General features: G+C 57.9%; 10 protein-coding genes and 2 pseudogenes. 9 read left to right on the forward strand and 3 right to left on the reverse strand.

From position 1 onward, the window contains the following. Positions 1 to 107 precede the first annotated feature (107 nt). The 3 genes and pseudogenes from HWX36_RS28935 to HWX36_RS28945 all read left to right on the forward strand — a co-directional run. Positions 108 to 1,066: pseudogene (locus HWX36_RS28935) on the forward strand (IS3 family transposase); the annotation flags it as partial. A 213-nt stretch (positions 1,067 to 1,279) separates the two neighbouring features. Continuing rightward, positions 1,280 to 2,329 carry an IS110 family transposase gene (locus tag HWX36_RS28940; RefSeq protein ID WP_175956950.1) on the forward strand — a complete coding sequence of 350 codons (1,050 nt, stop codon included), beginning with the start codon at positions 1,280 to 1,282 and terminating at the stop codon, positions 2,327 to 2,329. A gap of 12 nt (positions 2,330 to 2,341) precedes the next feature. After that, a pseudogene (locus HWX36_RS28945) lies at positions 2,342 to 2,545 on the forward strand (integrase core domain-containing protein); the annotation flags it as partial. On the opposite strand, the gene HWX36_RS36850 reads toward HWX36_RS28945, so the two are convergent. Then, complete coding sequence (locus tag HWX36_RS36850) at positions 2,538 to 2,726, reverse strand: hypothetical protein (protein ID WP_208457827.1); 189 nt, start codon at positions 2,724 to 2,726, stop codon at positions 2,538 to 2,540. The pseudogene HWX36_RS28945 and the gene HWX36_RS36850 overlap by 8 nt on opposite strands. Before the next feature lie 320 nt (positions 2,727 to 3,046). Between HWX36_RS36850 and HWX36_RS28955 the strand changes: the two genes are divergently transcribed. The 6 genes from HWX36_RS28955 to HWX36_RS28980 all read left to right on the forward strand — a co-directional run bounded on the left by HWX36_RS28955 (position 3,047) and on the right by HWX36_RS28980 (position 9,261). Continuing rightward, the gene (locus tag HWX36_RS28955) at positions 3,047 to 5,116 is read left to right on the forward strand and encodes a hypothetical protein (protein ID WP_175956952.1); all 2,070 of its coding nucleotides are present in this window, start codon (positions 3,047 to 3,049) and stop codon (positions 5,114 to 5,116) included. Positions 5,117 to 5,553: 437 nt separating this feature from the next. Further along, complete coding sequence (locus HWX36_RS28960) at positions 5,554 to 6,102, forward strand: transposase (RefSeq protein WP_175956954.1); 549 nt, start codon at positions 5,554 to 5,556, stop codon at positions 6,100 to 6,102. Next, a complete protein-coding gene (gene tnpB, locus HWX36_RS28965) occupies positions 6,078 to 6,428 on the forward strand; it encodes an IS66 family insertion sequence element accessory protein TnpB (RefSeq protein ID WP_124084024.1) in 351 nt (116 codons plus the stop codon). The genes HWX36_RS28960 and tnpB overlap by 25 nt, the downstream gene beginning before the upstream one ends. Before the next feature lie 31 nt (positions 6,429 to 6,459). Next, complete coding sequence (locus tag HWX36_RS28970; RefSeq protein ID WP_175956956.1) at positions 6,460 to 8,031, forward strand: IS66 family transposase; 1,572 nt, start codon at positions 6,460 to 6,462, stop codon at positions 8,029 to 8,031. 85 nt (positions 8,032 to 8,116) lie between these two features. Next, positions 8,117 to 8,446: a GNAT family N-acetyltransferase gene (locus HWX36_RS28975; RefSeq protein ID WP_264171191.1), complete on the forward strand. Its 330-nt coding sequence runs from the start codon at positions 8,117 to 8,119 to the stop codon at positions 8,444 to 8,446. Positions 8,447 to 8,502: 56 nt separating this feature from the next. Further along, positions 8,503 to 9,261, forward strand: a complete 759-nt coding sequence (locus HWX36_RS28980; RefSeq protein ID WP_175956960.1) for a DUF3883 domain-containing protein — start codon at positions 8,503 to 8,505, stop codon at positions 9,259 to 9,261. Between the two features lie 234 nt (positions 9,262 to 9,495). Here the strand turns inward: HWX36_RS28980 and HWX36_RS28985 are convergent, their stop codons facing one another. Together HWX36_RS28985 and HWX36_RS28990 are read right to left on the reverse strand one after the other, a co-directional pair. Beyond that, positions 9,496 to 10,176 carry a hypothetical protein gene (locus HWX36_RS28985; RefSeq protein WP_175956962.1) on the reverse strand — a complete coding sequence of 227 codons (681 nt, stop codon included), beginning with the start codon at positions 10,174 to 10,176 and terminating at the stop codon, positions 9,496 to 9,498. Positions 10,177 to 10,188: 12 nt separating this feature from the next. Beyond that, positions 10,189 to 13,275 (reverse strand): N-6 DNA methylase, encoded by a 3,087-nt coding sequence (locus HWX36_RS28990; protein WP_175956964.1) that lies wholly within the window; start codon positions 13,273 to 13,275, stop codon positions 10,189 to 10,191. Positions 13,276 to 13,280: the final 5 nt, after the last annotated feature.

A 13,280-nucleotide genomic window follows, 5' to 3' on the forward strand; every position in this document is an offset into this window, starting at 1 on the left:
CTGTCGGGGATGCAGACAAAATCGTGGACTATCTGGAGGGAGTTGTAGTGGTCTAATGAATCCGGACACTAATTTAGGCGAGAATGGTCGCCATGAAGAGGTGTCTGATGAGCAAGCAACGACGTACGTTTTCCCCGGAGTTCAAACAGCAAGCCGCCTGTCTGGTGCTCGACCAGGGCTATAGCCATATGGAAGCAAGCCGCTCGGTCGGCGTCGGCGAGACGGTGCTGCGCCGCTGGGTGCAGCAACTTCGGATGGAACGCCAGGGCGTCACGCCGCAGGGCAAGGCAATCACGCCGGATCAACAGCGTATTCAGGAACTCGAGGCGCGTATCGAACGCCTCGAGCGTGAGAAGGCCATTTTAAAAAAGGCTACCGCGCTCTTGATGTCGGAAGGCATCGAACGTACGAAGTAATTGATCAGATTGGCGCAAGCGAATCGGTCGAGCTGATCTGCGCGGTATTCGACGTGTCGCGGTCCTGCCTGTATGCACACCGAGGGCGAGCCCGACGCGTTGATGCCGAGCGCATGGCACTGCGTAGCCGGGTACACGAGTTGTTCATCGAGAGTCGAAGCTCTGCTGGCAGTCGCAGCATCATGGGCATGATGCGCGAGGAAGGTACGGCGATTGGCCGCTTCAAGGTCAGCCGCTTGATGGAAGAACTCGGGTTGATCTGCAAGCAGCCGGGCCGCCATGCCTACAAGCAGGCCACGGTCGAGCGGATCGATATCCCGAACCATCTCAATCGCGAATTCGAGGTTGGTACGCCGAATCAGGTGTGGTGTGGTGACATCACGTATGTCTGGGCGCAGGGCCGTTGGCATTATCTGGCCGTAGTACTCGACCTGTTCACGCGTCGGGTTGTTGGCTGGTCGTTCTCGACACGCCCTGATGCCGATCTGGTCGTGCAGGCGTTGGAGATGGCCTATGAGCAACGTGGTCGACCGCAAGGCCTGCTGTTTCACTCGGATCAAGGCGGCCAATATGCAAGCCGGAAATTCCGTCAGCGCCTCTGGCGCTATCGGATACAGCAGAGCATGAGCCGTCGAGGAAATTGTTGGGATACTCAGTCTAAGATCGCTTCTGAACGCCGGACCGATCTGACCCGTGTTGGGATTGGCCGAGCTGCCCTGGTGTTGACCTGTCGTTCGGGTTCCGGCGTTCCCCGAGCGTTGCCGGGCTCACCGTCTGTGACCTGATAGGAGCTTTGTACTGCACCATGAGTGTCCTGTCCTGCGAGTGGGGCTGGCGATGCGCCCACTACGACGGATACACGTATGGAACAAAACGAAGTGATTCTGGGCGTTGACACGCATCTGGATACGCATGTCGGGGCTGTGATCAGCGACACAGGCAGACTCCTTGGTACGCTATCGGTCTCGACCGACATGGCTGGATATCTCGATCTGCTGACATGGGCGAATTCGTTCGGCCTTTTACGCCGCGCCGGGGTTGAAGGGACAGGCACCTACGGCGCGGGATTGGCCCGCGCGCTGCGCGATCATGAAATCGATGTGTTGGAAGTCAATCGTCCCGATCGCGCGATGCGCAGATCCAGAGGGAAGTCAGACCCCACTGATGCTGAAAACGCCGCACGTGCGGTTCTCTCCGGAAGGGCTACGGCTATTCCAAAGGAGCAGTCCGGTGCCGCTGAGGCGATGCGCGCCGTCTCCGTTGCTAGGCGCAGTGCAGTCAAAGCAAAGACGCAGGCTATCAATCAGCTACGGGCTTTGCTCGTGAGCGCACCGCAAGAAATCCGTGATCGTCTTCTGAAAGTGAAGGCTGCAGAATGTGTTGAGGGTTGCGTCCGTCTTCGCTCGTTGGGTAAAACGCCAATGCTGCAAACGCTCACGACTACGCTACGGTTGCTGGCGAAGCGTTGGCTGACGCTCGCAGAAGAGCTCAAAGCACTCGATACCATGCTTGACAGCCTCACCAGTCAGCATGCCAAGCGGGTTCGCGAAAGATTCGGCGTCGGCCCGCAGACCGCTGCGGTTCTGGTTGCTGTTGCGGGCGACAATCCTGAGCGCTTGAAAAGCGAAGCGGCGCTGGCGGCACTCTGCGGCACAAGTCCGTTGCAGGCGTCGTCCGGCAAGACAGTCCGGCATCGTCTGAACAGGGGTGGTGATCGATCTGCAAACAACGCCCTATGGACCATTGCCATGGTTCGGATGCGCAGCGATCCGCGCACCCGCGCCTATGTCGAACGCAGGACGAAGGAAGGCATGTCCAACAAGGAAATCCACCGCTGCCTGAAGCGCTATATCGTCCGGGAGTTGTACCCGCTCATTCTGGCCGATCTGGCCGATTCGACCGCCTCCGCTTGACATAGGAGCGTCAACTCCCCGATGGAGAGGCTGTTCCGCAGCTTCAAGACCGAATGGCTACCGTCAGTGGGCTACATGTCGGCGCAGGAGGCACACCGGGACATCAGCCACTACCTGATGCACCGGTACAACTGGATACGGCCGCATCAGTTCAATGACGGACTGGCGCCGGCGGTTGCGGAAGAAAAACTTAACGCAGTGTCCGGGATTAGTTGACCACTACACGCTCAAGTTCGAATCCAGTCGGCAACACGGTCCCTTCGTCGGCAAGGATCTCTCGAATCTTCGACGTTGGAATCGCGCCGTTCATGTGCACATGAAGTTCGCCCCGGTGGGGTACATCCACGCCTTTCCCGTCTTCGCCTGCCTTCTCGGCGACACCGGCATCGGCCAGCATCCCTGGCAGATCTAGTTGCCGTTGATCCAATCGTTGTTCCCCGCATTCCGCTTATCGAGCGCCCCGCTCGTCTTTGAGTATCCTACGCGTGTTCGGATTGTAACGTCTCCTCGCAAATCTATAAGTAGTCGATCGTTCGCAAACGTTACATTTCGACCTCGATAATCCTATTATAGTAACCGCAACAAATGCACCTCACTTCGACCATGGTCGATTCTTCATCCTCGCGGGGCGAGGCATAGATGCGATACGAATACTCAACCATGCAAGAGCCCGCGCAGAGCGTGCTGTTGACCAACCCACCACGAATTCATTAAATAATGCGCTTCACTTCAATGTTACGTGTCCACGACGGGCAGCCCAGAACCATCCCCGATCCGTTGATTCCTGGCTTTAGCGAGTCTGCGTTCTATGATGCTTTCATGGCGCATGGAGACGGGTCGCCAGAAGATCTCAATATCTACAATTTTGGCGCCCTCGTCGCTAGTCGAGTTGAGCGCATATTTATGACTCTAGAGCAAATGGAGCGAGAATGTCGACGATTCACTTATGACGAGGTCGCAGAAGCAGTTGTTGTCTTCTTACATCGCACACAAGTGCAAGTGTTCTCGGATTACCAGGCCGCACTCGAAGAAATCACAACAATTTCTAGAGAGGCACTGCAAGGATTACGCACATCAGTCGATGAGCATGGAAGCCGGTTTACCGCCCAAGAGATTTTGCAGGCGGCCGTGGATGGAGCTCGGCATGTGTTGAAGCATGCACGCGGTAACAAAGGATTCGGTGGCAAAGGCAGCGAGCGCGGAATCGATGATCTTCAAGCAGTGCTGCCTATTGTTCTTAGGTTAGGAAGCCAATTCGAGTCGTTACGCAGTCAATGGAACAGCGTCCTCTGGGGAGAAGCTCGTGTCTACGTCGATGTTAGGCCGCCCTACCAGTACCACATCGACAAATACGTCTCCCGGCGCGAGTTTCTAGCGAGTGTCGATCTTGCTCGGCGTGAGTCTGTTATCGCTCGCGACGCAGATGAGATGAAAGGTCAAGCCAGAGTTGGCGAAGCACTTGCAAGAAAAGTAATAATGCGCGACAGGAAAGGTCCGGGGTGCTCGCCACTCACGGTGCTCAGCGCCGGCGCAATGCCACCGGAGTTGCGGGAGATAGCTATCCAATTGGCGGTGGCGCACTCCACCTTACTCGATCGCCAAGTCGAGTTTTTCCTCAATGCGACCCATGAATCCTTGAAAGGAATGACATATCGAAAGGTTCTTGATGCCTGGTATTGTTTGACACTGCTGGCGCTCATTGACTGGCATTCGGCGCACGAAGATCCAACTCAAGTTGAAAATACCTCGATCGCACAACTGACCAGAATTTCAATAAACGAGTTGGTCAACGCAATGTCCCTCGTATTGGAGGTCCCGCCAGCAGATGCAAAAACGATCCTGAACTTCCTGACTTATCAAGGCGGCCATCAAACTCTTTGGTCAAGACCGCTTCTCGTTACCTCCGACTTCGTGCTGCCTTTGTGGTGGCCCCTCCAGGCAGGTCATCTTATGCGGCTCGTCGACAGTTGGGGAGGCGCTAAGGGTTCTAAGGGTGCGCAATATTCTGACAAAGGACACGAGTATGAAGACTTGATCGGTGATCTGTTACATCGCCTGAGTCGCTATCGTAATGTGTCTATACCATTCACCGCTCTCGGACCTCGTCTGGCCATAAAGGAGATTGCAGAAGACGGAAACGAGGTCGGAGATGTTGATGCGGCTTTCATCGTGGAGAAGACGCTCTTTATTCTCGAGTGTCGTTCGGTGGGATACCCGGCTGAGGCCTATGAGTTCTGGTCTGTCAACGACGCACTGGAAGACAAAATTCGTCAGGTAACCAGAAAAAAGAACTACATAGCCAAAAACCCCGAAGTGGTCGTGTCGTGGGCACGTAAGTTGCAAATCGACTTACCTATCGAGCCCATCGAAAGAGTTGTCTCAGTGGTCGTATCTAACTCATTTTTACTCGAGGGCGAGCGCAAGGAAGAACCTTACTTCGTGCATCTCGATACTTTGTTTAATTTGCTTCTGACGGGAAAAAGTATCTTCGGCGGGGGTCTTGACCAAAATAACCAGGAAGTTGAATTCCATGTTGATTTCCAAATGCAATCGGTTTCAGTAGCAGACGCGATCATACAGGCGCTGCAGAGCCCCGCTAAGGCCGAAGCCTACAAGGCCAGTGTTGTTCCTTTCGAGGTCAAGATCCCGCCATTTGACCATACAGACGCGACCGGTTTCGTTCGTAGCCCGGCCGTGGAGCTTCCGTCCGCCCTTGCCGAAATCGAGGCGCTGCTGAGGCGTTGCAGCTTCTCGCCTTACATTTCGCACGTCACTGTGGGAAGGTAAATTCCAGCCAAAGGCCGGCTAACAACTCGATGGTCTGAGCGGCGAAATTGCTGCATTTCGTCGCTCCCGAACGAGCATTAAGCGCCGGTAGCAGTACATCGTGCCGCTGCCGGCCGCCCCCGCTAAAATTGCGCACTGAAAAGCTATAAGCCCATATAAATCGGGAAAAAAATGCCGACAGCAACAAAGTGTAAGTTGGAGCAGAGGGAAATCAACGTTCAAGAGGCGATTCAGCTTAGGGAAATCGCTCGATCGGACGACCGGCCAATACCGGCGTTCACTTGTACAGAATGCGGTCGACCGGTCCGTCCGCATCGAGGCGGTGGCCACACCCCCCCTCACTTTGAACACTTGCGTCGCAACAAAAATTGCACGTTGAGCCACAAAGCGTAAGCCGTCAATAAACGACGCCCTACCAATGGGCGGCAGAAGGTCTGATGCTAAGTGTCCGCGTGGACACATGCACTCAGACCGTGATGACAGAAAAACAGGACCTTCGAAGCAGACTGGTGGTTGGCCGTCGACGGGATGGTCGGCGGGAATTTGATGAAGAGGCGGTGCGTGAGCTGGTCGAGTTTTGCCTGAAGCCGGGGGTATCGATCGCCCGGGCGGCCATGGACCATGATGTCAATCCGAACCAGTTGCGTCGCTGGATCTCGCGTCATCAGCAGCATACGCTGCAAACACCACCGAGACCGGACCCGCTGGTGATAGACGGCGTATCGATCGACATCCCGGGTTCGGCACGTCGTGTTCCGATGAGTGAAGCGCAGGCATTTGTCCCTGTCGTCACGGCGCCATCGCCATCGACAGTGGCAGCCGTTTCCCCTGTACTGCCACCGGACACGTCGTTGATGGCGCTCTCGTTACATGTGCGCCTGTCGAATGGTGTCGAATTTGATCTTGGCGAGGCGAGTGTCGATGAGCTGGCCACGGTGATCCAGATGCTCGGGAGGCTGCCGTGTTCCGGTTCGACGAAGAACTGAAGGTTTATCTGCATCGGGATCCAGTCGACTTCCGCATGGGCATCAACGGATTGTCGATCCTGGTCGAACAGGCGATGCGCCTGAACCCGATGACCTCGGCGCTGTTCGTGTTCGGCAACCGAAGACGCGATCGCATCAAGATCCTCGGTTGGGGCGGCAACGGCTTCTGGTTGCTGCTCAAGCGACTCGAAGCCGACCGCTTCGTCTGGCCGAACGGAGGCGACACGATCACCCTCAGTGCTGAGCAGTTGCATTGGCTGCTCGACGGAATCGACCTGGCCGTGATCCAGAAGCATCCCCAGCGATATTACGCGCGGATGAGCTGAACACCACGCAGGTGACATGGTCTAATCGGCCATGCCGAACAGCCCCGTCATGCCGAGTGTTGAGGAATACCAGGAACTGCTCGCCGAACGCGATGCGTTGCGCGGCGAGCTTCGGCTCGTGACGGCTCAGCGCGATCTGGCCGAAGAGAAGCTGCGGGCCTACAAGCACGAACTGTTCGGCGCATCGAGCGAAGCGCGCCATGCCGACCAGCTCGGCCTGTTCAACGAAGCCGAGGCGCTGGCGACGACTACCGACGCGCCCGCTCGCGAGGATATGCCTGGCACATCGGTCGCCGCCCACACGCGAGGCAAGCGCGGGCGCAAACCACTCGATCCTAACCTGCCACGCGAGGTCGTGCGGCACGAGTTGCCCGAGTCCGAGCGGTTCTGCGCGCATGATGGCCATGCTCTCGTCGAGATCGGCGTGGAAACGAGCGAACAGCTCGACGTGATTCCCGAGCAAGTGCGCGTCGTTCAGCACCAGCGGGTCAAGTACGCGTGCCCATGCTGCGATCTCGGTATCAAGGTCACGCCCGCACCGGCGCGTATCATCCCTCGCGGGCTGCTGACGGAATCCGCGCTGGCGTGGATCATCACCGGTAAGTACCAGTACGGCATGCCGCTGTATCGTCAGGCCACGCTGCTGCGTCGCTTCGGCGGAGATATCTCGTCGAATACGCTGGCTGCCAGCGTGGTGCGGGTGGGACTGGCCACGCAGCCGGTAATCAACCTGATGCGCGACGCGCTGCTTGAGTCGAACCTGATCTACGGCGACGAGACAACGTTCCAGGTGCTGAGGGAACCGGGACGAAGGCCGCAGGCGAAGAGTTACCTGTGGGCGCAGATCAACGGCTCGGGGCCGCCTGTGCGGATGTTCTCTTACTCGCCGGGGCGCGGCGCCCAGCACGCGCAGAAACTCTACGCCGGCGTGCAGCCTGGCACCGTGTTGATGACGGACGGGTATGAACTCTACAACGGCATCGCCCACGATCATCAACTCGTGCATCTCGGATGCTGGGCCCACGTGCGCCGCGGCTTCATCAAGGCCGAGGAGTCAGTGCCAAAGGCGGCACGCTCGCCGGACCTGCTGGCGACGCGCTTCGTCGTGCTGATCGGCAAGCTGTTCGCGGCCGAGGCGCGTAGTGCGAAGTGGGCGCCCGAACGCCGGCAGCGACTGCGCGCCCGCTACAGCGCCCGCGTGCTCGCCATCATCGAGCACATGCTGGTCGAGCATCTGCCGGGCGTCGTGCCGTCGAGTCTGCTCGGCAAGGCATTGCAGTACATGAGCGGACAGTGGTCCAAGCTGGTCCGCTACGTCGAGAACGGGAGCTGGCCGATCTCGAACAACCCTTGCGAGAATGCGATCCGACCGTTCGTCGTCGGCCGCAAGGGCTGGCTGTTCTCTGATACGGTCGCCGGCGCGCAGGCCAGTGCTAACCTGTACTCCCTCGTCGAGACATGCAAGGCGAACGGTGTCGAGCCGTATCGCTATCTGGTCTCGCTGTTTAGAGCGCTACCGAAGGCAAAAACCCTCAGCGACTACGAAGATCTTTTACCTTGGAGCACTGTGCGTGATGAAGTCATCGGACTTTCTCATTCGTGAATCGCGATCATCGGATCACGCAACAATCGCATTCTTGTTGCAGCAACTCGGCTACTTGACGACTCCAGCGCTAGTCCTCGAGAAGATGGAAGCGATGCTTCCGAGCCCGGTGGACAAAATCATCGTGGCCTCCGTGCGAGAAAAGGTCATCGGTAGTATTAGCCTCCATGCACTACCTCTCTTCCACGCAGCGGGCAACCTCGGGCGCATAACTAGCATGGTCGTCGACGAGCGATATCGGGGAAACGGAGTTGGTAGCGCGCTGATTGACGCTGCAGAACACTGGTTTAGGCAGGTGGGATGTGTAAAGTTGGAAGTGACGAGCGGTGACCACCGACCGGCTGCTCACAACTTCTACGAGCGAAATGGTTTCTCGAGGGACGGCCAGCGGCTTTCCAAGACGCTCCATTCATAGAGGGGCGTCTTTACCTGATCGCTTACCACAAAGCAACGCATAAAAATAGCACGGCAATGAAGCATGTTGGCCCGATCGACACGGCTGAGCTAGCACGCCGAACTGCAGGAGGAGACGACTATATCCGCACCAAAGACGGGAAGGTTAAAGGGCTTGCCCTTCGCCTTGACATAAACGAAGAAGCCCCTGAGATCATCGTTGTTGGGAGGGGCCCACGCATAGAACACCGCGCGAAGCTGTTACTCGATACACCGCACGGCGTCCCCACCTACGTTAAGCGAGGTAGCAATGCGTGGGCATACATCGGCGACTACAGAGCAACGGCCTATAGGACAGATAGGTCGACCATCGAGCAGCACCGTGGCGAGCGCAGAACCGACGACGTCGCAGGCATCTTGTTTCTGGAATCCGTCAGATCTGTTTCTGTAACCGCCCACGGAGGTGGGTTCGCCGACCCGAAAACTCGACGGGAGATTGAGTTGGCGGCTATCCGGTACGTTACGCAAGAGCTGAAACGCCAAGGTTTCGCGGTCGAGGACCGTCAGCGAGAGAACTGCGGTTACGACCTGCACGCTCAACGCGGGAAGGAGGAACTTCTCTACGAAGTGAAGGGTACAGATGTGGCCGCCCCGCGTTTCTTCATCTCGCGAAACGAGCGCAATTGCTCAAGGTTGAATAAGAACTGGCGTCTCGCGATTGTGACGTCTGCACGCGCAAATCCGAGGCTGCTCATTTTGACGTCAGCGGAAATGGAAGATCGATTCACCTTCGAGTGCCTCGCCTGGGAAGGTACGGAAACAACGCCGACAGCGTGAAGGAAGTCCGCTTTCAGAGGAGCACTTTGCTGCGAGGCGAAGGGAATCGAACGTACACGCGCAAGCGGCGCAAACCACTCTTCCGGGCTGACAGCCGTCCCGATTCGGACGCAGTGCTATCAGCATTCGCAGCAGAGAAACGACCCTTGCAAGCACCCCGCAGTCGGCTGACTGCTCCGGTGACGCGTGACGACACAGAGCCTTCTGATCTAGCGTGCGGCAGCGACATCTGGCTCAGAAGCTCAGAAATAAATGGCAGATGACGATGCTGCCGTGGGCAGGCGCCTTCCCGGCGGGGCGCTTGTGCTCGGTGTCGAACTCGGCGTCGCTGAAGGAAGCGGGGCTACGCACAAATTGACCTGCAGGGTTTGCCACCATGCCAAGAGCCGCCTGAGCTGCCGCTGACGACAGGTGCGTCCTCAATGCCGGCACGCAGTCGGATGTCGGTTTCAGCAACATGCCGGCCATCAATGCAACCGGCTGACCAACGCTATAGTCGCCCGTTACGAACCGCTCCATGCCGTCGGCGCCGGTATAGGCGTTGCGACGAGTCTTGGTGTGGTCGATCTTCTTAAATTCGAACACCAGTCGCAACGCCGGCTGCAGCCGATCCGAAAAATACTGGATATCCGTCCGGCGTCGTTTCACCACCTCAAAGCCACCCGTCGGCAAACGGACGATAGATCCTAGCCGGTCCTCATAGGTCCAGTTGCCCGTGAGGCCCGCCCCAGTCTTCGCAGTCCGGATGTACTCACCTAGCAGTTCCGTGAGCGTGTGCTCCTTCTCCTTTCCGTGGAAAGTCTGGGCGCTGTCCCTTACCAGTTCGCGCCATGCCTCGCAGAGCACCTGAACCACCTTTTTCGCATCGCTCTTGCCAAAAGCGCGTTGCCAGTCGCTGAGGTTTTTTGTTTGCATTGAGGAGATAGCTCAGCAGTTGCCTGTTGTCGCCGATACAATCCGCGCCGCATCGCGACGGGCCTGCCGACGCAGCCACAAGCGCTGCGCTACCGGTTTAATCAGATACGCTGTATTGCCCGAGACGATCAGAGTGTCGGGCACGAAGTGCATGCGCTCCTGCAACTCGACTGTCAGCAACTGCGCCTCTTTGAGCTTGCGCAGAATGGCGTCGACCACAAGGTTGGCTTGCTGACCGGTCGGCTTGGACTCAGCCTTTTTGTGCAAATTCACCTGAGCCACGGCAAGCGCCCCTGTATGCCGCTCGTCGGTGTAGTACACGTTGACGTCAAAGCTACCTTCGCCGTCACCTGCATCCCGCCAGGCGTTCAGCTCGTTCTGCAACGCATCGGCGTAGTGTTCGGCCACGGCATCGGACACACGCTCCATCGCGAGTTCGTAGACGCGCGACATCCCATATGGCCGCGTGGCGGGAAGAATGACGTCGACCGTCTCCTTGACGATGGCTTGCGCATCATGAGGTAGATCGAAGTAATCTTTGATGTACTTCTCGACCTTTGCCCGCATCTTGTCCCAAGCGCGAGGCCGAGTGAAGTCGTCGCGCTGCTCCAGCCATCTGGAGATCGCCGCAACCTTGCCCACGATCCGCCGCGCCTTTGCAGGATCAGCATGTCGTTCTGGCGGATAGAACGGAAACTGTTCGATGTCCTTTAGCGATACTCGATCACGATCACTTAACAGCTGATAGACCTGGGTCACCATGAGATAGCGGACCAGATCTGACCTCAGGTAGAAGGCAGCAAATCGCAGCAGATCTTCATCCTCTGGAGGGCCTCCGATTACGCCCACACTGCTCATAAAGGACGCCGGGGTCGCTAGGAACGCGGCGCGGATGCTCCTGTCCGGAGCGGGACCATCGGGGAAGAGGATGCGTGGACCGGAGAAAAATTCGATCAACGAGGCATCAAGGCTCGGAAGCGTCGGCATTTCATCGCGCGGAAAGGCGTCTAGATCTGCGTCGGCAATCACAGGGCACCTATACAGATGCTCCGGCCTGAGGAACTTCATCTTCCACAGCGGCGCGCTGCTGACGTGCTTCTCGACCTCCACGTACGAATCGACGCGATGAAATCCCTTTCTCCGGCTCCACCGCTTGTGTTTGCCACGCAGCAAGTCGCCGAAAGTACCGCGAAGGCGAAGTCGTGCCCACAGGGCCATATCGAACTCGTCGCCCCACATGCGGGTGACCAGTTCGCGGTTGGACCGCACGATGGCCTGCGTCTGGACTTGATGGCGATCAACACCATGCAGCGAAATCCGGCCGAATGCTAGGCCGACATCAGCCTTGGGCACCCAGTACTCGAACTTCTCCGTCGGCGGCACAATCCACTCGTCGTGCTCGCTGAGGATACGCGGGCTGGCCAGCAACACGATGCAAGAAGCCCTGCCCTCGTCGAACAGCAGTTCCTTCAGGTCGCCGAAGTTGATCAGCCGCAGCCACCGCACCTGCGTCAGCCAAGCTGACAGGAACTCTTGGCTCGTCGGCTTGAGCAACAGCGTCATCGGCAAGATGACGCACATGCGTCCTTCGGGCACCAGACACTCGCGCGCTCGCCAGACGAAGTCAGCGGCAATCTGCCGTAGTGGTCGCGGATAACCCTGCTCGGCAGCCCACTCGTCCGCGAGCCCGGTGGACTCCCCGTCCGGCTCACTCCATGGCGGATTGCTGAGAAACAAAGTGAACTTGCGCTCGTTGGCCAACGGGTTTTGAGCGGAAAAGAAGTCGCCTTTGTCGGGGCCGCAAAAGAGATTGAAATCCCGAAGTGGGGGAAGCTTGACGTTCTCGTCCTCACACAGCGCCACGATGTCAGTAGGCTGGAGCTGTTCGAGCAACGAGAGGTAGAGGCTGAACGCCGTGACGCGGCAAGCGGCCTCGCTCAGGTCGCTGCCAAAAATTTGAGTCTGGAGTAGCTCTATCCGGTCGCGCAGAGACAACTGCCGTTCAGCTTTGGCCTCGGCAGCGCCGATCAACCGGCGGAAAGCCGTCGTCAGAAGAATGCCCGAGCCGCATGCACCGTCGTAGATTCGCTCTGCAAGCAGATCCGTCGAATTCGTCAGTGCCTGCGACACCACCACGTTGGCGAGATGCCGGGGCGTGTAATAGGCAGCCAGTTCCTTTTTCCTATCGCCAAGAAATGACTCATAGATGCCGGATAGCAGCTCGACGGGGATGTAGCGGAAGTTATAAGGGAATAGACTTGGCTGTGCGTTCGCCACATCCGTTGCGCGCAAGAAGTCCGCGATGACATCAAACCCTGCGTTGCCTAGGTCGAGCCATAAGGACTTTTTCTTTGCGTCAGGCTCCAGAAAGTCCCCGTTGAAATCATCTTTGAGGCTACTCAGCAGCTGTGCCAAGCCATCCCGATCACGACCGGTCACTAAATCCACAAACGTGCCGACCTTGTTCTTCGAGCGGTACGGCTCGTCGACGATGCCGCGATGCTCCAGGTAGGAGATGAACAGCGCTTGGCCGACTAGATATTGGGCAGCGCTCTTGCCGCACTCCCGTCCGTTACGCAACTTGCACGTTGCCAAGTCGCGCACGGTCAAGTTGAGGTTTCTCAACAGTTTGCGATCAACGCGGTCCTCCAGGCGGAACCAAGTCGGGAAACGCTCTCGCACATCGCCAGACAATAGGTCGGAGCAGGACCACGGGCCATTGACCTTAGCGTCAGCCAGCTTGAGCTTCGCCTGCGCCCCCGCGACTGCGGATGCTGGGTAGGCGGTTGCCATATCGAGATCAGCAACCAATACGACCGTGATTAACCCTTGATTCCAGATGCGCTGACGGAGTTGCAGGAGTTGGGCAGGGTCTTGCAGCGGGGAAGCCTCACCGCCGACGAAGAAGGTGATGGCAGGCACGCCATCGACGTCGAACACCGCCTGCGCCTGAATCTCTCCATTGGGGTTCAGCAGGTCCCTGAGCTCGGGCGCATAGGGATGATCTTGCGGCACTGGGTCTCGCGCCAGATGCAGCGACGGCGAAGCCTCAGCATAGCCGAGGGCACGCAACCACGGATCGAGACGTGTAGAAATCATGAGAC

It is taken from the genome of Burkholderia sp. BCC0405 (genome assembly GCF_902833075.1).
Taxonomy (GTDB): Bacteria; Pseudomonadota; Gammaproteobacteria; order Burkholderiales; family Burkholderiaceae; genus Burkholderia.

Coding starts and splice junctions, on each gene's coding strand:
- HWX36_RS28940 (WP_175956950.1), top strand. CDS start 1,280: ATGGAACAAAACGAAGTGATTCTGGGCGTTGACACGCATCTGGATACG.
- HWX36_RS36850 (WP_208457827.1), bottom strand. CDS start 2,726: ATGCTGGCCGATGCCGGTGTCGCCGAGAAGGCAGGCGAAGACGGGAAA.
- HWX36_RS28955 (WP_175956952.1), top strand. CDS start 3,047: ATGCGCTTCACTTCAATGTTACGTGTCCACGACGGGCAGCCCAGAACC.
- HWX36_RS28960 (WP_175956954.1), top strand. CDS start 5,554: ATGCTAAGTGTCCGCGTGGACACATGCACTCAGACCGTGATGACAGAA.
- HWX36_RS28970 (WP_175956956.1), top strand. CDS start 6,460: ATGCCGAACAGCCCCGTCATGCCGAGTGTTGAGGAATACCAGGAACTG.
- HWX36_RS28975 (WP_264171191.1), top strand. CDS start 8,117: ATGGAAGCGATGCTTCCGAGCCCGGTGGACAAAATCATCGTGGCCTCC.
- HWX36_RS28980 (WP_175956960.1), top strand. CDS start 8,503: ATGAAGCATGTTGGCCCGATCGACACGGCTGAGCTAGCACGCCGAACT.
- HWX36_RS28985 (WP_175956962.1), bottom strand. CDS start 10,176: ATGCAAACAAAAAACCTCAGCGACTGGCAACGCGCTTTTGGCAAGAGC.
- HWX36_RS28990 (WP_175956964.1), bottom strand. CDS start 13,275: ATGATTTCTACACGTCTCGATCCGTGGTTGCGTGCCCTCGGCTATGCT.